This window comes from Psychrobacter sp. H7-1 (assembly GCF_904846585.1).
GTDB classification, from domain to species: Bacteria; Pseudomonadota; Gammaproteobacteria; order Pseudomonadales; family Moraxellaceae; genus Psychrobacter; species Psychrobacter raelei.
On record NZ_CAJHBH010000009.1, the window covers coordinates 1 to 25,411 of the forward strand.

Below are 25,411 nucleotides of genomic sequence, written 5' to 3' on the forward strand. Positions count from 1 at the left end.
TTGCCAAGTTAAAGCAGTATAGGGCGGTTGCCACCAGATTTGATAAGCTCAAGCAGAGTTATGAAAATACAGTCGCTCTCGCTTGCGCTTATATCTGGCTCAAATTATGAATGTTCAACACGCCCTAGTAGTTTATATATTTTTCACTTGCGCGGTAACCAACGTACCAGTGGTGAGCGCTCCCGTAAAGAAGGCGGTAAAGTCTTTGGCTCTGGAAGTCGAGCGCCTATTGCTATTTCCGTATTGGTTAAGAACCCTGAATCTAAACAAATGGGGCAAATCAAGTTCCATGATATTGGTGATTATTTATCTACAGAACAAAAACTTGAGATAGTTCAAAATTTTAAAGATATTAATGGAATATCTAAGCTTAATGCTTGGGAAGCCATTATTCCTAATGAATTTAATGATTGGGTTAATCAAAGAGATCCTAATTTCAATAGTTACATTAGTTTGGGAAATAAAAAGTCAAAAGACCTTAGTTTATTTGAAACCTACTCTATGGGTATTAAAACGAATAGAGATGCTTGGGTGTATAACTCTTCTAACAAGAAGCTTCAAAAACAAGTACAAAACCAAATAGACTTTTATAACCATCAGGTAAATATACTATCAAAATTGCCTGAAGATGATAGAAAAGATGCATTGGACTTAAGCTTAAATAAATTTAAATGGACATCCGACTTGTTAACAAAAGTTGTTAGGGGTTCTGAGTTAGAGTTTCAACATTCTTCTATAGTAAAAACAGAAAGGAGACCCTTTAGTAAAGAGTACTTATATTGCAATAAAGACCTAAATTGGACGCTACATCTCATTAAACAAATCTATCCAACGAGCTCTGCTAAAAACGAGATGATTTATTTAGTTGGAACAGGTACAACTAAACCATTTTCAACCTTAATGATTGATAAAACTCCTGATTTTCAATTATTAAGTAATGGACAAGGCTTTCCATTATATTTATATGAGGAAATAGAAAATAATGCTGAAAAAAATAATCCCCAATTGTCTTTAACTTCATCTACAGAAACATCAGATGAAAATGTTATCAAAGACGATAACGGCAAACCTATCTATCGTCGCAAAGATGCCATTACTGATGAAGGCTTAGCTCATTTCACAGACTACTATGGCAGTCAAATGAAGGCTGATATCAGTATCACTAAAGAAGATTTGTTCTACTATATCTATGGATTATTGCATAGCGAAGACTACCGTGAGCGCTATGCTGAAAACTTAACCAAACAGCTACCTAATATCCCACGAGTACAGAAATATGACGAATTTGTAGCGTTTAGTACAGCTGGTCGCCAACTAGCTGACCTACATATTAACTATGAAAACGTCGATATGTACCAAGGTGTGAAGCTAGCAAGTAAGCTGACCAACTTAAAGCTGGCTGATGGTCAAAACTGGGCGAAGTCTAAGATAGAAGATGATAAGTTCTACGTTACCAAAATGAAGCATCCTAAACGTAAGAATGAAGAGACTGGCAAGAATGAGGACGATCCAACTAAGATTGTCTATAACAGCCACATCACAATAGAGCACATACCAGAAGATGCTTATGACTATGTCGTGAACGGCAAGCCAGCTATTGAATGGATTATCGAAAGACAGGGTGTCAAGACTGACAAGAAGTCTGGTATCACCAATGACGCAAACGACTGGGCTATTGAGACTATGAAGAACCCTCGTTACCCACTTGAGCTACTATTGCGTGTTATTAACGTCAGCTTGAAGACACAGGCCATTGTACGTAAATTGCCTAAATTGGTGCTTGAGAAGGTAGGGGGTTAGTTAGGTAGCTAATATTGCATTTGAGATTATGATGACTAACTTCTAACTTCGATATTACGACCTATTACGAATGCCCCGCTATTTTTTGGTGGGGCATTTATTTTGCCACTTTGGTGTTTATCAAGAAATTGGCTAGCATTTGAAATGCAGTATTGAAAAGGGTGTAATGGAAACATTGCTACCCTTACGATGTTAGTCAAAATTGATAAGCCATCTGATATATACGTAAATCAATCAGATTAAAAGTTTTTTTAACATCGTGGAAAACTTGCTTAGATATAAGATAAGCTCAAAATTGGACTTGTCTTAGCGTTAAAAAAATACCAGTGAACCAGCAGGAAATTGAGCAGCACGGCAAGAAAAGTACAGAACGATTTGCCCCAAGTACAAAAAAAGCAGAACGGCAGTCAGGATATATATAGTAAGGCCGGAGGTCGGTTTTGAAATGTGGTCAGCAGAACGACCTTGCCTTAAAATTGAACGATTTAAGACTTTAGGCTTATCAGGTTAAATAATTACGAAAAAGCAATAAAGTATAAGATTAAATCCTAGGTTCAGTATGAAGCTTTATTACTCACTGATAGTAAAAGTAATGCTCGGTAGCTGCCGCAGATGAAAGAACAATACTTAACTTAAAACAAAGTAAGGGATATTAATTTATTGCTGGTCATGTGGTAAGGTTAAGGCGGGTTAGTCGCTACTGACCCAATATTATTTACTGAGTAATGGCCAAAGCTTTTTATTTGTAATTTATTTTTTCAGATAAATGGCTACCAAAACGGCTACCAAAATCAAACTATAAAAAATAAATCGTATAAAAACCAATAGTTTGAGCGTTAAATTAACCGACACAAGGAGCGTGTTATGTCACAAACCATCACCACTGATAAAACTTATCGCATCATGCGCGAAAATACTCAGGCAATGATCATTGATGTGCAACAAAAGCTTACCCCGCACATTTATCGTCATGAAGAGATTATCAAAAAGACCATTACCCTTATTCAAGGCTTACAAATACTTGGCATCCCCATTGTGCTCAATGAGCAATACAAAAAAGGGCTGGGTGAGACGCTGCCTGAGATCATGGAGGTGCTAGATACTTCGAAGGCCAAAATTATCGAAAAAGTCACCTTTAGCGCGTGTGACAATGATGAGACTTGGAATTATTTGGCGCAGCAAAACCGTATTTCTGTACTGGTCTTTGGGGTAGAGACCCATGTTTGCGTGCTACAAACAGTGCTGGATTTGCTTGATAATGGTATGCAGCCAGTCGTGATTGCGGATGCCACAGGCTCGCGTGATGCTTATGACCGCCGTCAAGCCATTCGTCGTATGCGTAGAGCGGGCGCAGTCGTTACCACTACCGAAGCCATTTTGTTTGAGCTGTGTCGTTCAAGCCAAGACCCTACGTTTAAGGCCATTAGCCAGTTAATTAAATAAACTGTCCAGGCTTTACGCCTTGCTGTAACTCATCCGTGATAATGCCCTTTATCACGGATTTTTTTATGACTGTTATTAGATGCTTTAGCACATAGCGCAGTCTTGTATAAGCCGCTGTATTCGATTAGCCTATACCCACATTATCTATCAAAATATAAGGTTTATTATGCCGCTCACCCCGCCCAATACACACCGCGATAAAGCGCTGGATATGACCCAAATTACTGAATTTTTGTTAGAGCTTGATGCCTTAAAACGCGTGGATCGGCGTAGCTATGTGCCGCAGACCACTCGCTTTGAGAACTCAGCTGAGCATTCTTGGCATTTGGCCATGGCGTGTTGGTCTATCGCTGAGCTATTTCAGCTTGATGTCAATTATGAGAAGCTGTTAAAACTGGCTTTGGTGCATGACTTGGGTGAGATTGATGCCGGAGATACGTTTTTATACGCTGAGAGTCGCAGTGAGGCACATATTGAGGAGAGAGAAGGGATTGTGCGTTTGCAGGGACATAGCGGTAATGGCATCAGCAACTTGCTTGAAGTGTGGGATGAGCAAGAGAGTGGCAGCAGTGCTGAGACTCAGTTATTAAAAGCAATAGATCGCTTATTGCCATTTTTATTAAACCTAAATACTCAAGGCAAAACATGGCGTGATCATGGGGTGAAGCGCTCCCAAGTGGCAGGTATGCATGCATTTATAGCAACCAGTTTTCCAGTTATCCATGAGTGGATAGAGCTACAGCTTGATTATGCGACCAAGCAGGGCTGGTTATTAGACGCTTAGTTATCAATAAAAAATGCGATAAATAAAGGTGCATTCGCTGCACCTTTACATTGTCAAGCATAGACTCATCGTAGGTGGTTAGGCTTTGTCAGCCACACCCAACAGCTGACCCATCTGCACTACAGCACCATGCTGCATGTCTTGTGCCCACTTGACGCCTGCAGACTTTGGCATGACCACAATAGCGGTTGAGCCCAAATAGAAGCGGCCCAGCTCATCGCCTTTTTTTAAGCTAAGCGTGTGCTCTAAAGTTTGGATACGGTCGCTGCGATCAATTTTGCCCGTGGCGACTGTCTCGATACCCGCCACAATCATAGCGCCAACCAGCACCACCACAGCACGGCCAAACTCAGTATCAAACACACACACCAAACGCTCATTGCGGGCGAACAAATCAGGAACATTGGCGGCTGTGACATTGTTTACTGAGAACAAGCTGCCAGGTACATAGCGTGTCTCAACTAAGGTGCCATCGAACGGCATATGCACTCTATGGTAGTTGCTAGGTGCTAAGTATACCGTAGCGAAGCTGCCGCCCTCATAGTAGCTGCTGTGCTTATTATCGGTGTCTGCTAACAGATGGCTCACCGAATAATCACGGCCTTTAGCCTGCAAGATTTGGCCTTGCTGAATATGGCCAATCTGTGAAATCATACCGTCTGCTGGAGAGACAATACCGTCTTTGGTGTCATCAATGGGGCGGGCGTCCTGCGCAAGCTCTCGGGTAAAAAAGTCATTGAAGCTTTTAAAATCGCCTAAGTTCTTGCGCGCGTATTCCTCTAAGCTAATGCCATAGGCTTTGGCAAAGGTATGCACAAAGGCTTTTTTGACCAGAGGGTTTTGGCTGGCAGCCAGACGTCCGGCCGTTTCACTGAGTTTTTGCTGCGGCACTAAGTGCTGAGCTGCAGTAAATAAGCCATCACGAGTGAGCAGCTGCTCGGCTTGTTTTTTTAAAGAGGCTTTCATTAAGTTTTTCATAAAAGAGATCATCGTAAGCTATAAAAATGGGGGATCATCACCGGTTTAGATGACATAAACTTGCCAGTGATAAAAACTAAAAGTGAAGGAGCACCTAGTTTAGCATAATCAAGATTAAGCAAGGTCGTCCGTAAGTAGACCTGCCGCTTATAAATCACTATAAAACATAGCGGCCAAACCATTAGATAAATAAAGAGTGCCAGTAAAATACAGGAACAGATATTATGAAAGCCTTAATACAGCGAGTCAGCGCCGCCAGTGTACGTGTGGACAATCAGATTGTGGGTCAAATTGAGCAGGGTATATTGGCCTATATTGGTTTGGGTCCAGAAGATACATTAAAGAGCGCCCAAAAGATGATTGATAAAATTTTGAGTTACCGAATATTTGATAATGACGCCGGTAAGCTGGATAAAAATGTACAGCAAGTGGCGGGTGGCTTGCTGCTGGTGTCGCAGTTTACGTTGATGGCAAAGACCGATAAGGGGCGTCGCCCTGATTTTGGTGGGGCAATGCCGCCTGCACAGGCCAGTGAGCTGTTTAAGCAGATGATCGATTATGCCAAGCAGCAACATGATAAGGTCGCCACTGGGGAGTTTGGTGCCAATATGCTGGTTCAGGCAGACAATGATGGGCCCTTAAACTTTATTTTGGAGATAAGTTAATAACAACGTCTTTAGCAGCACATGATATGTAAAGGGTGATACATTAGTATGATGATACAGTCTATTTAAAACGCCTAATATAGGGCATTTATAAAATACAAGGTTGCGCTTAATCTCATCAGTTACACTTTTTTCATCTAACTGTCATAATTTTACGTTGTAATATAACGGTAATATTTGCCTACCTTTGTAGTGCGTGGCCAATAAGCCATTAGATATGCCAATAATAGGACAGTAAACAGATGAATATCGAAACCATACTAGTTGTAGAAGACGAGCCTGCCATTCGCGAGATGATCGTCACTACCTTAGAAATGGCAGGCTTTGAGTGTCTGCAGGCCGAAGATGTCAGTGAAGCGCACAGTCAAGTGGTAGACCATAGACCAGCTATGATCTTATTAGATTGGATGTTACCGGGTAACCAATCCGGTATCGATCTGTGCCGCCGTCTAAAAAAAGATGAACTGCTCTCTGAGATCCCCATAATTATGCTGACTGCGCGCGGCGAGGAAGACAATAAAGTACAAGGCTTAGATGCGGGGGCAGATGATTATATCACCAAGCCATTCTCCACCCGCGAGCTGGTCTCACGGATTAAGGCAGTACTGCGTCGTAGCAGCGCCTTATCAGGTGACAAGCCTATTGAAGCTGAAGGCTTAAGTCTAGACCCAGTCAGCCAAAGGTTGTCAGCCGATGGTACACCGCTTGAAATTGGTCCGACCGAATACCGTCTATTGGCATTTTTTATGAGCCATCCAGAGCGGGCTTATACCCGCACCCAGCTGTTAGACCAAGTATGGGGTGGCAACGTCTATGTCGAAGACAGAACCATTGATGTGCATATCCGCCGCTTACGTAAAGTGCTTGAACCGTATAACTATGCTGAGTTTATCCAAACGGTACGCGGCACCGGTTACCGCTTTTCAACTCAGCGTAATGGCTAATTGTAAGTCATTAACTGGTTTTTTGTCCTATTGAACGCTGCTGATCAGGCGGCGCTCATGGTGTTAAAAGTCGATTTTTACACGGCATCTTTGCTACTGCCTGCCATAAAGGTTAAGCAGATATCGACGTTAACTAAGAGCTTGGGGCCAACTCTATTATTGATTATTGTTAAGTTGAGAGCACCATGAGCCAGTCTAAATCACAGTCTAATTCAGCTTCTAAGCTGGGCCGTCAGTCTGATATGCCTCATCAACAGCAGTTAGAGGTCGGGGCGGCTGTCTCTGAGCAGGTGACGGTAAGCGAGGAGAATAAAGAGCGCTTAATAGATGGCTTTGATGGTGCTACAACAGCCACACCTCTTAAAAAAGTAACCAAAAGCAGTCCTTATAAAAACCCCTACAGTAATCTGTATCAGAACCTTAGCGACACTAATTCCAAAAACATCATAGAGCCACTGCCCGATAATAAAAACCCCAGAGCCACGTTGCTCTGGTCAGACTTTAAGTGGTTGGTCATATTAATTTTGCTAGGGGCTTTATTAGGTCACTATATGAATGCGCTGCCTTGGGGGATTATCGTGGCACTGGTACTGTACTATGTGTGGCGCTTGTACTCGGTTCAGCAGTTTTATGGCTGGATGAGTAAGTCGTTAACCCTGCCGCCGCCTGAGTTGTCAGGCAGTATGACGTTTATGGCCAATCAGCTTTATGAGAGCAAAAGACAAGAGCAAATGACCCACCAAAGAATGATGGGTCTGATTAAAAAAATCCGCAGCTCATTACTGGCTTTGCAAGATGCGGTTATTTTGCTGGATAAAGATGACAGCTTGGAGTGGTGGAATCAGGCAGCCGAAACCTTACTGGCTTTACGCTCACAAGACCAAGGTCGCAGTATCTTAGACTTAATAGATGCGCCTGAGTTTAAAGCGTATTATGTCGATGCCGTCTCTCCTAACGATGGCTTAAGAATGCGCTCTTGGCGCGATTATGAGCGGTTTTTGCAGTGTGAGGTCACTCATTTTGGCACAGAGAAGCTACTGATTATCTATGACGTGACCCGCTTGCATCATTTAGAGCAGATGCGTAAGGACTTCGTGGGTAATGTCTCACACGAGCTGCGAACCCCGCTTACAGTAATAATGGGTTATATCGAAACCTTCTCAGACCAGCCAGATTTGGACCCCAAATGGCGACGCGGCTTTAGCCTTATGACTCAGCAAACCGTGCGTATGAATCAGATTATCAATGATTTGTTGCTGTTGTCTCGTTTGGAGAACGAAGAGTCGATACAAAGTGAGCGTGTGGATATGCCCAAGCTACTTACCCGTATCTTCGATGATGCGCAAGCTTATAATAAAGACTACAACCACTTGATCGATTTGCATCTAGATTCGCAACAAGACATTTATGGTGCTGAGGGGTATTTGCACAGTGCGCTGCTCAACTTGGTGACCAATGCCATCAAATATACCCCCAAAGGGGGGGAAGTGCGTATTACATGGCAAGAGGTCAAAGAGGGCTGTCTGTTTACAGTAAGTGATAATGGCATAGGTATCGCTGATGAGCACCTAGATAGGCTCACCGAGCGCTTCTACCGAGTAGATGGCGGTCGCAGCCGCTCAACAGGTGGCACGGGTCTAGGATTGGCCATCGTCAAGCATGTACTTTATCAACATGAAGCCAAACTGACGATCGAGTCAGTGGAGGGTAAAGGCTCTAAGTTTCATGTTCTGTTCCCCAAACGCCGTATTTATCAGAGGGTGAGCAGTAAGTCGGCTGCTAAGTTAAAACCGCCAGTCACAGACAATAACAACGTGCAGGATTTGCAGGATAAGCCCAGCTCAAACAGCTAGCTGCGACTACGTATAGCGGTATAGGCGTATAGGTGACAGAGGGTTATTTAATCGGCATAAATTTCACTCAAAAAAAGAGCCACTCAACTTGAGTGGCTCTTTTATGTCAGCTATGTCAGCGTTAGTCGCTAACACTAACGGCTAAATTAGTGCTGAACGCCGCCGTTGCCATGTACATGGCCGTGGTTTAGCTCATCTTCAGTCGCTGCACGTACTTCAACAATTTCTACGTCAAAGCTTAGTTTTTTGCCAGCTAGAGGATGGTTAGCATCGACAGTAACCGTGTCATCGTTTACGTCAGTTACTGTGACTAGCATAACTTGACCTTCTGCTTCAGACTGGAACTGCATGCCAGGTTGGATATCTTCAACGCCTTGGAAATTAGCACGAGGTACTTTTTGTACGGCTTGCTCTTGGTATTCGCCGTAAGCGTCAGCGGGTTCAATAACCGCAGTTAATGAATCGCCTGCAGATTTGCCTTCAAGCTCTTTTTCAAGACCTGGGATGATGTTGTTATGGCCATGCAAGTAAGCTAAAGGCTCACCTTGTGACTGATCGATAACGTTACCATTTTCGTCTTTTAAGATATAGTTGAAACGTACGGCAGTATCTTTTGCGATTGTGGTCATAAAAATTCCTCGAATAATATAGGCGTTCTATATGTTAATTAATAATACAATAAAGAAGGGTGTTTATGTTGGCAAAAAATCACTGATGCCACACCTCTGCTAATTGCCTTGTCTAATAGATTGCGATGATAGACAAAAGTTTCAAGTCATGTTCTCAAATTAATTGGTAAATTGCGAAGTTTTTTTACATTTTTTTAAAAATATAGCCCAAAAAACAGCCATAAGACCACAAAATATGAGTTTATTCTCATTTTTTAGGGCTAAAAGTCGATATTTGCTGACTAAATTTTTACGATGGTTGAAGTTTGAATGCGTACCCCTAATTATAAATAAAGCCCCTAAGGTTTTGGCCACTCCTTTACCTAAGTATTGATGGTGGTATTGATGGCTACTGGGTTACTTTTTTCGCTAACACGGATATGACAGACCTTTATGACTACTTCAAATAATGCTTTAACCACTCAGTACGATCAAGATTTGGCCGTGCATTACCATTTGGATTTTGAGCGCTTCACTCAGCACTTAGTCGAGGTGACTTTAAGCTTCACTGCAGACAAGTCAGCGCCTGTGCTGTGGCTGCCAGCTTGGATTCCAGGCAGTTATTTGATGCGTGAATTTGCGCGTAATATTACCGCAGTGCAGTATCACGTTGTTGGCAAAGATGAGAGATACAGAGCGCAAAAGCTGAGTAAAAACGAGTGGCAATTGCCCAAAATTACGGCTGGTGAGAAGGTAGAGGTGCGCTATGAGGTGTACTGCTATGACTTATCAGTACGTACCGCTTATGTTGATCAAACCCGTTTGTATGGCAACTTTACTTCATTGGCCTTGGCGATAGAGGGGCAAGAGGCGTTACCTGTGGCGGTGACTTTAAGCGTGCCGCAAGCCTTTTATGACGCGCAAGCTAAGGGTGCAGAGCCGGTAAAAATTGCCTGTGGTCTTAAGCATCGCTATCTGCATACAGATCATGTCCATTATTATCAGCTTAGTGCTGAGAGTTATCCTGAGCTTATCGACTATCCTTTTGAAATCGCGCCGCAATCTGAGTTTGATTTTATTGTTCAAGACAATAAGCACAATACCACGGTGCATCATTTTTATATCTCAGGTAAGCACAGCGCTAACATGGGCCGCTTGCAGCAAGATGTGACTCAGATTTGTCAAAGCTATGTCAGCTGGCTCGGTGACGCGCCTTTTAGTGGTGAGGATTATGAGGGCTATACTTTCATGACCTATGCCAGTGGCAACGATTACGGCGGCCTTGAGCATATTAACTCTACCAGCTTGGTGAGCCCGCGTAGTGATTTACCGTCCGCTCAAGAGCCACAAGAGCCGAGCGAAAGCTATCAGCGCTTTTTGGGATTGTGCAGCCATGAGTATTTTCATGCTTGGTGGGTGAAGACCGTACGCCCTGATGTGATGATGGCTGTGGATTTACGCCGTGAGGCTTATACGCCGCTTCTGTGGGTATTTGAGGGGTTTACCTCATATATTGATGACTTTATGCTCCAAGCTTCAGGGGTTATCAATCAGCAAAGCTACCTAAAGCTGCTACAAAACCAAATTAACCGCTATAACCAAACGCCAGGACGCGCTTTACAAAGCGTGGCAGAGTCCAGCTTCGATGCTTGGATTAATCTATACCGCGCTGATGAAAATACGGGTAATGCCGGTATTAGTTACTATAACAAAGGGGCCTTGGTGGCTTTATGTTTGGATTTAACACTGATGCAACAAAGCGGTGGCAAGCATCGTTTGTTTGATGTGGTAAAAGCTTTTTATGAGCAGGCTAAGGCTCAAGGCGCAGCGGGCAATCGCATTCGTATCGGTATGAATAACGATAACCTAGAGGCGGTCATCAGCCAATTTATGGACAACGCCATTTGGCAAGAGTTCAAGGCACGCTATGTCGATGGTGTAGAGGCGTTGCCTATTTATGAGCTGCTAGAGGCTAATGGCATTAAGATAACTCAAGACAGCCGAGACAACAGCTTAGCGTGGGGTATTAGCGTTACTGAAAGTGCTGAGGGCTTGCAAGTCACCAAAGTGCTGCGTGACAGTGTGGCCGCTGAAGCAGGTCTCTCTGCCAAAGACGTCATTGTGGCGATTGACGGTATTAAAGCCACCAAAAAACAGCTACAAACTGTGGCGGAGTCAGGTCTTGATAGCGTGAGCTGTCATGCATTTCGCCGTGATGAGCTGTTGAGCTTTGAGGTGAGTCACCAAACCCAGTCAGGGGTGAGTGCCAATCCAAGTTTAGAGAAGATTAGTTTAAGTTTAGGCGACTCAGGCTTTGAGCACTGGTTAACACCGGATTTTATACGGTAGTGATTGATAGGGTATAGCCGAGCCAAAAGGGCACGGCTATACCAGGGTGTTGTTTAATGATTTAAAAAACACCCAAATCCTTTAAGCGCTTGTCATTTAAATGTACCCGTACAAACTCGCCTACCGCTAAATTGCCCAGCTCAAAGCCAGCAGCAGACCAGCGAATCAGGCGTAGGCAGGGCAGGCCGACATGAGCGGTCATGCGGCGCACTTGGCGGTTTTTACCCTCATAAATGGTCATCATTAGCCATGAGTCAGGCACACTTTTGCGTTCACGAATGGGTGGATCACGTTGCCAAAGTGGCATGGGTAAATCCTCTTCACTAATGTGTTTTACCTCAGCGGGTAGGGTCTGACCATCTTTTAGCAGCACCCCTTGACGCAGTTGCTCTAATTGCTCATTTGAGGGGATGCCCTCTACCTGTACTAAGTAAGTTTTGCCCTGCTTACGCCCTGCGTTGGCTTTGGGCGGATGGGTAATGGCTTTATTGACCCGGCCATCTGAGGTCAGCAGCAAAAGCCCCTCACTGGTCGCATCGAGTCGTCCGGCCACTCGGAGCGATTTATCGGTGAAAAACTGAGATAACGGCGCAAACTTGTTATTGGCATCATCACTAAACTGACTTTGAACGCCGTAGGGTTTGTTAAATAAGATAACACTTGAGGTGGCCATAAAAGGGAAGTTCCAAATACATCAATGAAAAGGGAGTAAACAACGATTTTGGTGCCTAATCAGGATTAGTGCCGCGGTTTATACCACTGCCTTTGGCCGTCCACTGAACAACCGATAAGCTGGTTGAAGCCATAAGGCCAAGCACCAAATACCCCACCAAAGCATGCATACTTGATAAGACGCGGCCAACACCTTGTGGCCGAAAGTCACCATAGCCTGTGGAGGTAAAAGTAATAATAGAATAATAGCAGCTGAGCCAAAAATCATGGGTGAGGGGACTACCGTCACGGGTCGTGTCCACAATACCAATCTGAGAATACATGGCCGAAAAAACCAACAAGAACAAAAAGACATTAAAGCTAAAGAGTATAAGCTCTTTGTAGAGATTGCCACTGTCGCCATAAATGCGTTGTAACGTGCTAAATACTGACCACAAAAATACGCCGCAAAATAAGAAGCTAAAGCCAATAATAACGCTATCGCGCCAAGCGCTATCGGCTAAAAAACGGGTCAAAGTATACCAAACAGTGGCCACAATAATAAAAAGAATAAGCGTGCGTCTAGCTGTGTTTAGTTTTAGCATGATAAAGCGCCTAATATAAAATACCTCAATAGTTTAAACTACTGAGGTATTAACATAAAATCAAACGGGCGATGTAGCGAGCCATGTCAGCCAGATGAGGCTTCATGGCTTGTGCTTATAGCGCAGCTAAAATCTTATTGAAGGTTTGGCTTGGGCGCATCACCTGCTTCACAACCTCATCATTGGGCAGATAGTAACCCTCAATGTCCACTTGATGACCTTGCACCTCGTTAAGCTCTTTGACGATAGTATCCTCGTTATCGGCAAGTGCTTTAGCCAGTGGCGCAAATCTTTGTTGTAGACTGGCATCTTGATCTTGCTTGGCCAATGCTTGAGCCCAGTACATGGCCAAGTAAAAATGGCTGCCGCGGTTGTCCAGCTCACCCACTTTACGTGAGGGTGACTTGTTGTTTAGCAGAAGCTTCTCGGTGGCATCGCTTAGAGTATCGGCTAGGATTTGCGCTTTTGGGTTTTGTGCGGTGCCATGCTCAGCTTCGTGCTCAAGTGACACAGTCAATGCCAAAAACTCTCCCAGTGAATCCCAGCGTAGATGATTTTCCTCCAGCAGCTGCTGCACATGTTTGGGTGCTGAACCACCGGCACCGGTTTCAAACAGGCCGCCACCGTTCATAAGCGGCACGATAGATAGCATCTTGGCACTGGTACCCAGCTCAAGGATGGGAAATAAATCGGTCAGATAATCACGCAATACGTTGCCGGTGACTGACAGCGTATCCTTGCCAGCGATCAGACACTCAAGCGTAAACCGGGTTGCTTCACGAATGGGCATGATATGAATTTCTAAGCCTTCGGTGTCATGGTCTTTTAGGTACAACTCGACTTTTTCGATTAAGGCGGCGTGGTGAGCCCGGTTTTTATCTAGCCAGAAAACGGCCGGCATGCCGCTGGCTCGGGCACGGGTCACTGCAAGTTTTACCCAGTCTTGGATAGGGGCATCTTTGACACGGTTCATGCGCCAGATGTCATCTTTTTTGACCGCATGCTCAGTCAGCACGTTGCCATCGGCATCGATGACTTGGATTTTTCCTTTGCCTGGCATCTGAAAAGTGGTGTCATGCGAGCCGTATTCTTCGGCTTTTTGAGCCATAAGGCCAATATTGGGTACAGTGCCCATGGTGGTGGGGTCAAAGGCACCATGCTCTTTACAAAAGCGGATGGTCTCATCATAAAGGGCGGCATAACTGCTGTCGGGGATTACCGCATTCACATCATGTAGCTTGCCATCAGGGCCCCACATTTGACCACCGTTACGGATCATCGCTGGCATAGAGGCATCGACAATGACATCACTTGGCACATGCAAGTTGGTAATGCCTTTGTCTGAATCGACCATGGCCAGTGGCGGATTGGTGTCATATACCTGTTGAATATCTGCCTCTATCTGTTGACGCTGATCATCTGGCAGCTCTTGAATCTTGGACAGCAGCTGGGCAAAGCCATTGTTGACGTTGACACCGAGCTTGTCAAAAGTCTCACCGTGTTTGGCAAACAAGTCTTTAAAATAAACTCGCACCGCCTCACCAAAGATGATTGGGTCAGACACTTTCATCATAGTCGCTTTTAGATGAATAGAGAATAACAGGCCCTGTGCCTTGGCATCTTGCACTTGTTCTTGTAAGAAATTGCTTAGCACATCAAAACATAAGATAGAGGTGTCCATCAGCTCCCCCTTTAATAGCGGAGCAGGCGATTTAAGCTCGGTAGCTGTACCGGTCTCATCGGTATAGACCACACGGTACTGGGTTTCTTTATCGATGGTCACTGACTTTTCGTCATCAACGAAGTCACAATGTGCCATGGTAGATACATGAGTTTTTGAGTCACGGCGCCAAGGCTTCATGGCATGTGGATTGGCTCGGGCATAGGCTTTCACCGCTTTTGGAGCGCGTCTGTCTGAGTTACCTTCACGTAGTACTGGATTTACCGCACTGCCTTTGATTTTATCAAAACGGGCCCGCACTTCTTTTTCTTTATCGGTGCTGGGGGTATCTGGGAAGTCAGGCACCCCAAAGCCTTTGTCTTGTAGCTCTTTAATGGCTGCTTTTAGCTGAGGAATAGAGGCGCTGATATTGGGTAATTTGATGATATTGGCGTCAGGCTTTAGCACTAATTGGCCAAGCTCGGTAAGTGCATCATGCACTTGCTGCTCGGGGCTTAGATACTCTGGAAAAAGTGCCAAAATACGGGCGGCTAATGAGATATCACTGACTTCAACTTCAATGTCGGCACTATGTGTAAATGCTTGTACAATGGGTAAAAATGACTGCGTGGCCAGCGCTGGGGCTTCGTCGGTTTTGGTATATATAATTTTTGACATGATGGTATGCATTCCTTTTTATTGTTTTATGACTGAGGCCGTGTTTTGTTATGGCGAAAGATATTCTGACGGCTCAAAAAAAGATTTGTTTTTGGGGTTGTGAGCAAAAGGTTTTAATCTGCTTAAGTTTAATCATACTAAAAGGCGGACTTAATAGTCAGTTTACAAATCGTATCTGTCATCACTTATGAGCGGTTGTGATTTTAATTTTTAGCCAAAAAAAATACCCCAAGAGACTGCTCTTAGGGTATTTTTTTAGATAAAGCGGAATCGCTTTAACTAAATGGGCTTAGCTTTAAGCTGTGAAAAATACTTAAATAAGTACCTAAACTTAGATAGAAGCGATAGCTTCATTAAAAGTTTTGCTTGGGCGCATAACTTTTTGAGCCAAATCTTCATCAGCAAAATAGTAGCCATGAATGTCTACAGGCTTACCTTGTACTTCATTAAGCTCTTTAATGATGGTGGCTTCATTGTTGGTAAGCTGCTCAGCTACAGGCGTAAATTGAGCTTTTAACTCAGCGTCTTTGTCCTGAGCGGCAAGCTCTTGAGCCCAGTACATGGCCAGATAGAAGTGACTGCCACGGTTATCAATCTCACCCGTTGAGCGAGAAGGTGACTTGTTGTTAATTAACAGCTTCTCAATGGCTCGGTCTAGCGTCTCTGCCAATAGCTTAGCTTTGGCATTGTCATCGTTGTTGGCCAAGTGCTCTAATGACACAGTTAACGCTAAGAATTCACCCAAAGAGTCCCAACGTAAGTGGTTTTCTTCTAGCAATTGCTGAACGTGCTTAGGCGCAGAACCACCAGCACCGGTTTCAAATAGACCGCCGCCCTTCATTAATGGTACCACGGATAACATTTTCGCACTGGTGCCCAGCTCTAAAATTGGGAATAAATCAGTCAGGTAGTCGCGTAGGATGTTACCTGTGGCTGAAATAGTGTCTAGACCACGTGCCACACGCTCTAGCGTATAACGCATTGCACGTACTTGTGACATGATTTCGATGCGTAGACCTTCCGTGTCATGATCATTTAAGTAAGTTTTTACTTTTTTAATCAGCTCATTTTCATGAGGACGGTAAGGGTCTAACCAGAAGACCACAGGGGTATCTGACTCACGAGCGCGGCGAACGGCAAGTTTTACCCAGTCTTGGATAGGCTCATCTTTCACCTGACACATACGCCAGATATCGCCTTTTTCAACATGCTGCTCAAGCAGTACTTCACCTGTCTCATTATCGACAATACGAGCCATGCCTGCATCACTTGATTCAAAGGTTTTGTCATGTGAGCCGTATTCTTCTGCTTTTTGAGCCATTAGACCCACGTTTGGTACCGTACCCATAGTGGTTGGGTCAAAGTTACCATGCCATTTACAGAAGTTGATCATCTCTTGATAGATACGCGCAAAAGTTGACTCAGGCATGACCGCTTTACAGTCATACATCTTGCCATCAGCACCCCACATTTTACCGCCGTTACGAATCATAGCAGGCATTGAAGCATCTACGATAACGTCACTTGGAGAATGGAAGTTGGTGATGCCTTTTGAAGAGTCTACCATGGCCAGACGGGGGCGATGTTCTTGGCAGGCATGCAAGTCTTGTTCGATCTCTTCACGCTTAGAGGCAGGCAATGTTTTGATCTTCTCGTAAAGATCGGCCATACCGTTGTTTACGTTAATACCAAGCTCTTCGAACAGCTCGCCATGTTTTTCGAAGGCTTCTTTATAATAAATACGTACTGCATGACCAAATACGATGGGGTGAGATACCTTCATCATGGTCGCTTTTACGTGTAAAGAGAACAAGATACCTGCGTCGCGGCAGTCTTCCATTTCACGCTCATAGAACTCAAGCAAAGCTTTTTTGCTCATGAACATTAAGTCGATAATTTCTTTGTCTTTTAACGCAATCTCAGGCTTAAGTACTTTGGTTGAGCCATCGTCAAGTTGTAGCTCCATACGTACGTTACGCGCCTTGTCTAGCGTCATAGACTGCTCACCGTGGTAGAAGTCACCACTGTGCATGTGTGAGACGTGCGTGCTTGACCACTGCTTCCATTCACCCATTGAATGCGGATGTTTGCGCGCGTAGTTTTTCACCGCTTTTGGTGCACGGCGATCTGAGTTACCTTCGCGAAGTACTGGGTTTACGGCACTACCAAGAGCTTTACCATAGCGTTTGCGCAGCGTTTCTTCTTCTTCAGTTTTTGGGTCTTCTGGAAAATCAGGAATCGCATAGCCTTTGTCTTGAAGCTCTTTAATGGCTGCTTTAAGCTGTTGTACTGAGGCACTGATGTTTGGCAGTTTGATGATGTTGGTATTAGGGTCTTGGGTCAGGCGACCTAGCTCAGCTAGATTGTCTGGAACACGTTGCTCTTCGGTTAGATAGTCTGGGAATTCAGCTAGGATACGCGCAGCAACTGAAATATCGCTGGTTTCAACAGAAATACCTGCTGTCTTCGTAAAGGCTTCAACAATAGGTAGCAGTGATAACGTGGCAAGCGCTGGCGCTTCATCGGTTTTGGTATAAATAATTTTTGACATTATAGTAATAGGTTCCTTTAGGCTGTAGTGAATAAGAAAGCTTAAATTGTCAAATAGCTCAATTGTGATGGGCAACAATGAGCTATGAAAGGGGGAAGTCCCCATGGGGCAGTTTTTCAAGATATTTTCGATCAGTTATCACCCATAACAGCGTAATCTGAACGAGGGGTCTCAACCTTTCTTTGATTTAAGCCAGTTTCAACTAATGACTCACAGAGGTATTATAGTCGATCAACTATAAATTCGATATGATGTCAATTGTATAGGATGAACTAAGTATACTATTTTTACCAATATGCTCTGTATACAAATTATATTAAGCTATTTAGGGTATATTTTACCAGTGATTGGCGTGGATATCATCCCTTACGTACAATTGTTGTTTTTTGAAAAACAAAATAGCAAAATAAGTCATCTATGGGCGTGTAGATGGCTTTTTTTTATGCCTAAAGCAGCCTGCTTGAGCGCTTATTAACACCTACATAACTTATTAATGCCTACCTAAGTACTAATGCCTACCTAAGTAGTTAAAAAAAACGGTGCATTTAACTGGTTGCAAATTGTGACCGCAAAAAAGCTCTGTATTTGCTAATCTAATAAGCCATTAAAACCATAAATAGACCTTATGACCTATTCATATGCCCTAACTCAAGACTTAACTTGGCAGTCTGCTATTAACTGGCAACAGCCCGATACCCCTTTTATGTCCTATGCCTATTGGCAAGCACTGACAGACACTGGTGCTATTGGGCAACAGTCGGGGTGGGTGCCGCTGTATGTGCTGATTTACAAAAATCCGCGGCACAACGACAATGGGGATGCGTCCAATAATTATCAAGACAATCTGCCACAAAACCTGCCTAAAACGGATACTTTTGAGAACTTAGTTGCTGCGATGCCTTTATTTATAAAGGGGCATCATCAAGGTGAGTATGTGTTTGATCATGCATGGGCCGAGGCTTATGCTCGTTATGGGGCAGACTATTACCCCAGATTGGTCACCGCTGTGCCTTATACGCCCGTAAGCGGCCAGCGGTTTTGGTTAGCAAAAGGCGCTGCTTTAACGACTGAGATTTGGCAAGCAGCGATTGCGGCCATTGATGAGGTAGCCAAGCAGACGGGTGCGTCAAGTTGGCATGGCCTATTTATGCAGCACCAGCAAATAACCGCAGCCAAACCCTTATCTTCAATGAGCCCGCAGCTACTTGAGCGTCAAGGCTGTCAGTTTTTGTGGCACAATCAAAAGCTGACTGCCGCCGCGGATAACCATACAGATAATCATACAGATAAGAACACAGAGGACACCTCGGCGGTGCAGGGTATCAACTCATTTTTAGATTTTGACGATTTTTTGACGACGCTTACCGCCAAAAAGCGTAAAAATATTCGAGCTGAGCGTAAAAAAATTGCCAAGCAAAAGCTAACATGCCGTATCAAAACTGGGCATGATATTGGCTCAGATGACTGGGATATATTTTACCAATGCTATGCGATGACTTACGCAGTGCGTGGTCGCCATCCTTATTTGTCAGCAGAGTTTTTTGAGCAAATAGCACAAAGTATGCCGGAGCATCTGATGCTGGCGCAGGCTCTAGATGAGGGCGGTGATATTATTGCCAGTAGTTTGTTCTTTTATGATGATCCAAAACAAAAAAACGCCACTTTATACGGCCGTTATTGGGGGTGCTTAGAGGAGTATGATAGCCTACACTTTGAGCTGTGTTATTATCTGGGCATTGAATTTGCTATTGATAAAGGTTTGGCGTACTTTGATCCGGGTACCCAAGGCGAGCACAAACTGATTCGCGGCTTTGTGCCAACCAAGACTCACTCATTACACCGCATTTATGATCCGCGTTTTGAGCCGGCTATAGCCAATTTCTGTGCCGAAGACCGTCATTATATGCAGCAGTATCGGCAACAGGCTCATGAAGCCCTGCCTTTTAATATTGATAATATGCCGGCGTTTAAAGGCTAAATACCGGCACAAACCTTCTATAAGCTGTCTTTTTATGCGTGCATTTTCCAAAGATTGTATCCCCTTTACCGCCTTTAAAACTCTTGATGAAAGCCAAAAAGCTTGGATAACCTCTGATGGTTCGTTGACTGCACTATTGGAGGCCAAATCTGGTCAACCGCTGCAGGTCAAACGTACTTTTGAAGGCTATAGATTGCTGAGCATGGCGCAAAAAAAACAGCTGGGTTATAAAGGTATAAAATTAAATCGACCGATGTTGGCGTGGGTACGTGAGGTGTTGCTTTTTGGCAATAGCTTGCAGCCATGGGTCGCTGCGCAAAGCATTTTTCCGCTACCAAGTTTAAAGGGAGAGGCCAAGCGATTACAGCATTTGCAGGGTACGCCCATCGGGTATGTTCTATTTAAGCGCCAAAAAACCTTACCCAATCAGCGCCTTATTGAGCCCACTAAAGCGGGCTGGCGGCGCAGTACCGTTTATGACTGGCATGGCCGCTCACTTATTATTAGCGAAACCTTTTTACCTGAGCTTTTTTTGGTCAAATAAGGGCAAAGTATCCATCCTATAATTGGCGTCAAAAATAGCTGAAAAAACATCCGCTTTTTGGGGTGTTTTTTCGCTATAGTCAATGACATTTCATGTTACACTTATTGCTTAATGTGCGAAGTTGCTGCCTCTTACAATGTCTTTATGGCATTGCCTGATGTTTGTCGTTTCAAATTTCACAAGACCTAGGGGTGGGCTGGTTTAGCGCTTGTATTTTTTATATGTTGTATGTGACTGATTAATAGGATAAAACTATGTTTAAAGATATTAGCATTAAAGATTATGACCCTGACTTGTATCAAGCCATGGTGTCAGAAACCAAGCGTCAAGAAAGCCACATCGAGCTTATTGCATCAGAAAACTACTGCTCACAAGCAGTAATGGAGGCGCAAGGTTCTGATTTAACTAACAAATATGCCGAAGGTTATCCTGGCAAACGCTACTATGGCGGCTGTGAGTATGTGGATATCGTTGAGCAATTGGCCATTGACCGTGCTAAAGAATTGTTCGGTGCTGAGTACGCCAACGTACAGCCCCATGCAGGTAGCCAAGCCAACTCTGCTGTTTTCCTAGCTCTATTAGAAGCGGGTGATACGGTACTGGGCATGAGCTTAGACGCTGGTGGTCACTTGACTCACGGCGCACATGTGAACTTCTCAGGCATCAACTATAATGCCGTTCAATACGGTCTTGTAGAAGAGACGGGTCTTATTGACTATGACGAAGTGGAGCGTTTGGCTCAAGAACATAAGCCAAAAATGATCATTGCTGGTTTCTCAGCGTACTCACAAGTGGTCGATTGGCAGCGTTTCCGTGACATCGCAGACAGCGTTGGCGCCTATTTATTTGTTGATATGGCACACGTTGCAGGCCTTGTTGCTGCTGGCGTATACCCAAGCCCAGTACCTTTTGCTGATGTGGTCACCACCACCACGCACAAAACCCTACGTGGTCCACGTTCAGGTCTCATCCTATCTCGTGATGACAAGTTAGCTAAGAAGCTAAACTCAGCGGTATTCCCAGGCAACCAAGGCGGCCCATTAATGCACGCTATCGCTGCTAAAGCGGTGTGCTTTAAAGAAGCGCTTCAGGACGACTTCAAAACTTACCAGCAACAAGTGGTTAAAAATGCCAAAGCAATGGCAAAAGTTATCCAAGAGCGTGGCTATGAAATCATCTCTGGCGGTACCGAAAACCATCTAATGCTAATCAGCCTAGTTAAGCAAGAAATGACCGGTAAAGAAGCGGACAAATGGTTGGGCGACGCCGGCATTACTGTCAACAAAAACGCGGTACCAAATGATCCTAAATCACCATTTGTGACCTCTGGTATCCGTATTGGTACACCAGCCATCACCACTCGCGGCTTCAATGAAGCACAAGCTGCTGATCTAGCGGGCTGGATTTGTGATGTGTTAGACAGCCGTGGTGATGAAAAAGTGTTGGCAGATACTCGTGCTAAAGTTGAGAAAATCTGTGCAGAGTTGCCAGTATATGAGCGTAATCAGTAATTCATACTCTACCGTGCTAAGTGCATAGTATTTCCTATATATACTTAAATAAAAAGGCCACCTCACTCAGTGTAAGTGAGGTGGCCTTTTTATTTAAGTACAGTAAACCAGAGACTTTATTAATACGCTTCTTCGTAAATAGCTTTAATATCTTCTACACTAAGCTCCCTAGGGTTATTACGTAAGAGTCGTGTCGCTTTAATTGCAGACTCAGAAAGGTCTTTTAAGTCTTCATGTTTGATATCGAACTCTCTTAAATGTTGTGGAATAGCAACCTCTTCACAAAGTTGTTTAATCTTATTAATAACAAACGCACTGCCACTACTATTGTTGATTGAGCCATCGGTTGGAGCACCCATTGCAATAGCAATATCTACAAACTTATCCGGACACGATTCACTATTCCATCTCATGACATGAGAGAACATCACTGCATTACTGACTCCATGAGATAAATGATATTTACCACCTAGTGGGTATGCCAATGCATGAACAGCTCCAACACCTGCGTTGCCAAAGGCTAAGCCTGCTATCAAACTTGCAGTGGCCATTTGCTCTCGAGCCTCTATATTATTAGGCTCTTGATAAGCAGTAGTCAGTGATTCCGTAATCATTCTAATTGCTTGTAATGAAAGCGGTCTAGTAATATCGGAGGCAAATTTCGAAAGATAGCTTTCAACAGCATGAACTAGAGCATCAACACCACTAGCGGCAGTAACAGAGGGAGGGCAACTAAGTGTCAGTTCAGGGGCAACAATTGCTACATCAGGTAGTAACTCGTTACTAACGATCCCTTTTTTTAGCTCATCATTGATATCAAGTAGGATAGATATATTGGTGACTTCTGAGCCAGTCCCTGCTGTAGTTGGTAAACAAATTAATGGCGTTGTACGTTTGGGAACCAGATTCTCACCGAATAAATCACCTAAGGAAACTTTTTGACTATTTGAAGAAAGTGCTGCGGAAGGTTTGTTTAAAATGGAAACTGCCTTAGCTGTATCTATTGCACTACCACCACCTATCGCAATCACACCATTACAATCATCTCTATCAAATACAGTTCGGCAATCCTCCACAGTTTTTGTTTCTGGTTCTGCCGTAATATCGCTAAATATAGAGATTCTCTCAATTTCATTGCTTCTAAGATGCTCAAGTACAGGGTCAATAATACCTGCATTTAACACCCCCTTATCAGTAACGATAAGGGGACGAGTTATATTAAAGTGCTGCATTTGTTCAGCTAAAAGATAACTCGCATTCTCTCCTGTTAATAAACGACCTGCAGTTTTAAAAACTTGTACTTTACTAGTATCCATAAACGACCTCTTTCCTTGAGTTGTTTGTTAATGACACTGTGCTATTAATAGAACTTGATGTTCAATTTAATTTATTACAAGTCATAAGGAAAAACAACTATTATAATTTTATGAACTACTTATTAAATGATAAGTATTCAAATAATCTTAAAGCTTTAGGAAGTATTAAACCTGATTCAAAAAAAGCGATATTAATTTGTTTTAGGAGTATATCTAAGGTGTTTTTTATGCTATTAATTATAGGGTATTGGCTCCAAAGCTAATATATGTTCTATACTCCTTTGTCGCTAACTCTGAGAGAGATAAAGTAAGTAAAGGAGTCGTTACCTAGCTTATTAAATTTTAAAAAGGATTTTAAAATGAAAGAAGTGAAGTTGTATGCAATGACTTGTGGTTGGATAACCATGCCCTATGGTTTCTTTATGGCGGGTGAGACTGGAAAGCTAGCTATTCCAATTCCTTGTTATCTTATTGAACATCCCAAAGGTACTGTTTTATTTGATACAGGGTTGGAATTACCACTTCAATCTGAAGACGAAAAGGTTGTTAAAGAGGCCTTAGGAGGCTTTGCGGACTTAACGACAGTAGATTTTGTCCCAGGAGAGGATATAGCCAGTCGTTTAGAGGCATTTGGTGTTGACCCTCTAAAGATTAATTATATTATCAATTCACATCTACATTTTGATCATTGTGGGGGCAATGCTTCTATTCCTAATGCTCAGTTAGTCGTACAGAAGCGAGAATGGCAAGCGGCTCAAGAAGATGAAAATATAGAAAAAGGTGTATATGTACCTCGTCATTATGATTTAGGGCATGAACGTTTAGAAATTGATGGAGAGCATGATTTGTTTGGTGATGGGATAATTGTCTTAATCCCAAGTTATGGTCATACCCCAGGCCATCAATCCTTGAAGGTTAAAGTAGATGGTAAAGAAGTTGTTATCACTGCAGATGCTTGTTACTTAAAGGCTTCTCTTGAAAAAATGACGTTACCTGATGCGATGGTAGTGGACGATAGTGAAGCTATGTTGGCTAACTTTAAATTATTTAAGAAGTTAAAGGAAAAAGGTGCTTTCTTGGTATATGGGCATGATCCTGATCAGTCGAAAGAACTAACTGACGGTAGTATCCGCCAGATTACAGCGGACACATTAGCGATATAGTAGTTCGATAGGGTATATCTAAGTATCAAAAACTGCTTAGCCATTTGGCTAGGCGTTTTTTTTGTGCTTTGATAGTGGCTAGATATCAAATAAGGTGTGCTACTATTTAAACTATTGCAATCAGTATAATCAGCGATAAGCAGTCTAAATATAAGCAATATAAATAAAGGAGCTATCCTCAAAGAACTACTCTAAAGGATCGGTGATAAAGGACCAAACGATAAAGGACCAAACATGACCCTCCGCATTCATGCCTTACTACACAATCACATCAATATATTGGCGTCTGTTGAACATTGGATTCAGCGTAATCACCATCAACTAACCACGACCCAGTTTGCAGAAGCGCTGACAGGGAATAATCGTTTGCCACATATTGACAGCTTCGATTGGCTAATTGTGATGGGCGGACCGATGGGTGTTTATGATGGCGATAAATTTGCTTGGCTCAGCACCGAAAAGCAGTTTATTACTGAGGCTATTAACGCTGGCAAGACAGTGATAGGTATGTGTCTGGGTGCGCAATTGCTCGCTGAGTGCTTGGGTGCCAAAGTGGGCAAGATTGATATTAAGGAAATTGGCTGGACACAGCTGATACTGACTAATCAAGGTGCTGATCATCCGCTACTCAAGGGCGTGCCGAAGCAGTTTATAACCTTTCATTGGCATGGCGATGGCTTTGAGATCCCTGAGGGTGCTACGGCATTGGCGACATCCGAGCATTGGCCAAACCAAGGCTTTATTTACCAAACCGATAAACACAAACAGTTAGGCAACTGGCTGATGGGTTGGCAGTGTCATTTTGAAGTAACCTCAGCTAGCTTGCAGACCATGATTGAAAAAGGGAAAGGTATCTCCGAGCAGGACATTAAGCACTATCCGCAAAGTGTGCAATCTCCGGCTCATATTTTAGAAAATACCGCTCAATTTGCCGCTAATAATAATGCCTATTTTGATACGATATTAGATAACTTAGAGTCGAGCAGTAAGGATGTAAAATGAAAGTTAGCCATGATTTCAGCGGTGCCTTGAGAACATTTACCTATTTTATAGCAAGTGGCACTCATTACATGCTTGAAGATATTGAGTATCTGGACTTGTTTGGCAATGAGCCTAGTGCCATAGAAATGGTTTTTGCCATATTTGCTAATGTAATAGAGATGGATGAAGATGGGAATGTTTTGAATTTTACTTATGCACAAAAAAGAGCGACAGACTATCTAAAATCTTATTGTTCGGATTATGTTGTTGAACCACCCTTTGAAGAGTGGGAAACATCATTATACGGGCCTCCTAAGCAAGATGCATAAATAGACTTAACCCATATTAT

20 protein-coding genes and 1 pseudogene are annotated in these 25,411 nt (G+C 43.4%); 14 read left to right on the top strand and 7 right to left on the bottom strand.

What is annotated here, in order from left to right; genetic code table 11:
- The 4 genes and pseudogenes from JMX92_RS04605 to JMX92_RS04620 all read left to right on the top strand — a co-directional run.
- Nucleotides 1-110, top strand: a pseudogene (locus JMX92_RS04605) (IS5/IS1182 family transposase); the annotation flags it as partial.
- The gene (locus tag JMX92_RS04610; protein ID WP_201544181.1) at nt 61-1,800 is read left to right on the top strand and encodes a type ISP restriction/modification enzyme; all 1,740 of its coding nucleotides are present in this window, start codon (nt 61-63) and stop codon (nt 1,798-1,800) included. The pseudogene JMX92_RS04605 and the gene JMX92_RS04610, both read left to right, overlap by 50 nt.
- A gap of 864 nt (nt 1,801-2,664) precedes the next feature.
- Nucleotides 2,665-3,243 carry an isochorismatase family protein gene (locus JMX92_RS04615; protein WP_011961310.1) on the top strand — a complete coding sequence of 193 codons (579 nt, stop codon included), beginning with the start codon at nt 2,665-2,667 and terminating at the stop codon, nt 3,241-3,243.
- 166 nt (nt 3,244-3,409) lie between these two features.
- Nucleotides 3,410-4,027, top strand: a complete 618-nt coding sequence (locus JMX92_RS04620) for an HD domain-containing protein (RefSeq protein ID WP_201544183.1) — start codon at nt 3,410-3,412, stop codon at nt 4,025-4,027.
- Nucleotides 4,028-4,105: 78 nt separating this feature from the next.
- Here JMX92_RS04620 and asd read toward each other — a convergent pair whose 3' ends face one another.
- Nucleotides 4,106-4,993: an archaetidylserine decarboxylase gene (gene asd / locus JMX92_RS04625; protein WP_201544250.1), complete on the bottom strand. Its 888-nt coding sequence runs from the start codon at nt 4,991-4,993 to the stop codon at nt 4,106-4,108.
- A 236-nt stretch (nt 4,994-5,229) separates the two neighbouring features.
- Between asd and dtd the strand changes: the two genes are divergently transcribed.
- From dtd to phoR, 3 genes are all read left to right on the top strand, one after another.
- Entirely contained in the window at nt 5,230-5,670 is a 441-nt protein-coding gene (gene dtd, locus JMX92_RS04630) for a D-aminoacyl-tRNA deacylase (RefSeq protein ID WP_201544185.1), read from the top strand.
- A 242-nt stretch (nt 5,671-5,912) separates the two neighbouring features.
- Nucleotides 5,913-6,614 carry a phosphate regulon transcriptional regulator PhoB gene (gene phoB / locus JMX92_RS04635; protein ID WP_110817052.1) on the top strand — a complete coding sequence of 234 codons (702 nt, stop codon included), beginning with the start codon at nt 5,913-5,915 and terminating at the stop codon, nt 6,612-6,614.
- Nucleotides 6,615-6,799: 185 nt separating this feature from the next.
- The gene (gene phoR / locus JMX92_RS04640) at nt 6,800-8,467 is read left to right on the top strand and encodes a phosphate regulon sensor histidine kinase PhoR (RefSeq protein WP_201544193.1); all 1,668 of its coding nucleotides are present in this window, start codon (nt 6,800-6,802) and stop codon (nt 8,465-8,467) included.
- Between the two features lie 146 nt (nt 8,468-8,613).
- Here phoR and JMX92_RS04645 read toward each other — a convergent pair whose 3' ends face one another.
- Entirely contained in the window at nt 8,614-9,096 is a 483-nt protein-coding gene (locus JMX92_RS04645; RefSeq protein ID WP_011961304.1) for an FKBP-type peptidyl-prolyl cis-trans isomerase, read from the bottom strand.
- 432 nt (nt 9,097-9,528) lie between these two features.
- On the opposite strand from JMX92_RS04645, the gene JMX92_RS04650 reads away from it, so the two are divergent.
- Nucleotides 9,529-11,424: a M61 family metallopeptidase gene (locus JMX92_RS04650; protein WP_201544195.1), complete on the top strand. Its 1,896-nt coding sequence runs from the start codon at nt 9,529-9,531 to the stop codon at nt 11,422-11,424.
- 61 nt (nt 11,425-11,485) lie between these two features.
- Here the strand turns inward: JMX92_RS04650 and JMX92_RS04655 are convergent, their stop codons facing one another.
- From JMX92_RS04655 to JMX92_RS04670, 4 genes are all read right to left on the bottom strand, one after another.
- A complete protein-coding gene (locus tag JMX92_RS04655) occupies nt 11,486-12,097 on the bottom strand; it encodes a pseudouridine synthase (protein ID WP_201544197.1) in 612 nt (203 codons plus the stop codon).
- Between the two features lie 55 nt (nt 12,098-12,152).
- The gene (locus tag JMX92_RS04660) at nt 12,153-12,680 is read right to left on the bottom strand and encodes a two pore domain potassium channel family protein (RefSeq protein ID WP_201544199.1); all 528 of its coding nucleotides are present in this window, start codon (nt 12,678-12,680) and stop codon (nt 12,153-12,155) included.
- Nucleotides 12,681-12,795: 115 nt separating this feature from the next.
- On the bottom strand, nt 12,796-15,018 hold the full coding sequence (locus JMX92_RS04665; protein ID WP_201544201.1) for an NADP-dependent isocitrate dehydrogenase: 2,223 nt from the start codon (nt 15,016-15,018) through the stop codon (nt 12,796-12,798).
- Between the two features lie 331 nt (nt 15,019-15,349).
- Entirely contained in the window at nt 15,350-17,569 is a 2,220-nt protein-coding gene (locus JMX92_RS04670) for an NADP-dependent isocitrate dehydrogenase (RefSeq protein WP_155587566.1), read from the bottom strand.
- 625 nt (nt 17,570-18,194) lie between these two features.
- On the opposite strand from JMX92_RS04670, the gene JMX92_RS04675 reads away from it, so the two are divergent.
- From JMX92_RS04675 to glyA, 3 genes are all read left to right on the top strand, one after another.
- Nucleotides 18,195-19,547 (top strand): GNAT family N-acetyltransferase, encoded by a 1,353-nt coding sequence (locus JMX92_RS04675; protein WP_201544203.1) that lies wholly within the window; start codon nt 18,195-18,197, stop codon nt 19,545-19,547.
- 34 nt (nt 19,548-19,581) lie between these two features.
- Complete coding sequence (locus JMX92_RS04680) at nt 19,582-20,091, top strand: chorismate--pyruvate lyase family protein (protein WP_227675267.1); 510 nt, start codon at nt 19,582-19,584, stop codon at nt 20,089-20,091.
- A gap of 254 nt (nt 20,092-20,345) precedes the next feature.
- Nucleotides 20,346-21,602 carry a serine hydroxymethyltransferase gene (gene glyA / locus JMX92_RS04685; protein WP_011961296.1) on the top strand — a complete coding sequence of 419 codons (1,257 nt, stop codon included), beginning with the start codon at nt 20,346-20,348 and terminating at the stop codon, nt 21,600-21,602.
- 119 nt (nt 21,603-21,721) lie between these two features.
- Here glyA and JMX92_RS04690 read toward each other — a convergent pair whose 3' ends face one another.
- Entirely contained in the window at nt 21,722-22,918 is a 1,197-nt protein-coding gene (locus JMX92_RS04690; RefSeq protein ID WP_201544205.1) for an iron-containing alcohol dehydrogenase, read from the bottom strand.
- Between the two features lie 359 nt (nt 22,919-23,277).
- On the opposite strand from JMX92_RS04690, the gene JMX92_RS04695 reads away from it, so the two are divergent.
- From JMX92_RS04695 to JMX92_RS04705, 3 genes are all read left to right on the top strand, one after another.
- Nucleotides 23,278-24,081, top strand: a complete 804-nt coding sequence (locus JMX92_RS04695) for an N-acyl homoserine lactonase family protein (protein ID WP_201544207.1) — start codon at nt 23,278-23,280, stop codon at nt 24,079-24,081.
- A gap of 234 nt (nt 24,082-24,315) precedes the next feature.
- The gene (locus JMX92_RS04700; protein ID WP_201544208.1) at nt 24,316-25,083 is read left to right on the top strand and encodes a type 1 glutamine amidotransferase; all 768 of its coding nucleotides are present in this window, start codon (nt 24,316-24,318) and stop codon (nt 25,081-25,083) included.
- On the top strand, nt 25,080-25,391 hold the full coding sequence (locus JMX92_RS04705) for a hypothetical protein (RefSeq protein WP_096065771.1): 312 nt from the start codon (nt 25,080-25,082) through the stop codon (nt 25,389-25,391). Before JMX92_RS04700 ends, JMX92_RS04705 begins: the two co-directional genes overlap by 4 nt.
- Nucleotides 25,392-25,411: the final 20 nt, after the last annotated feature.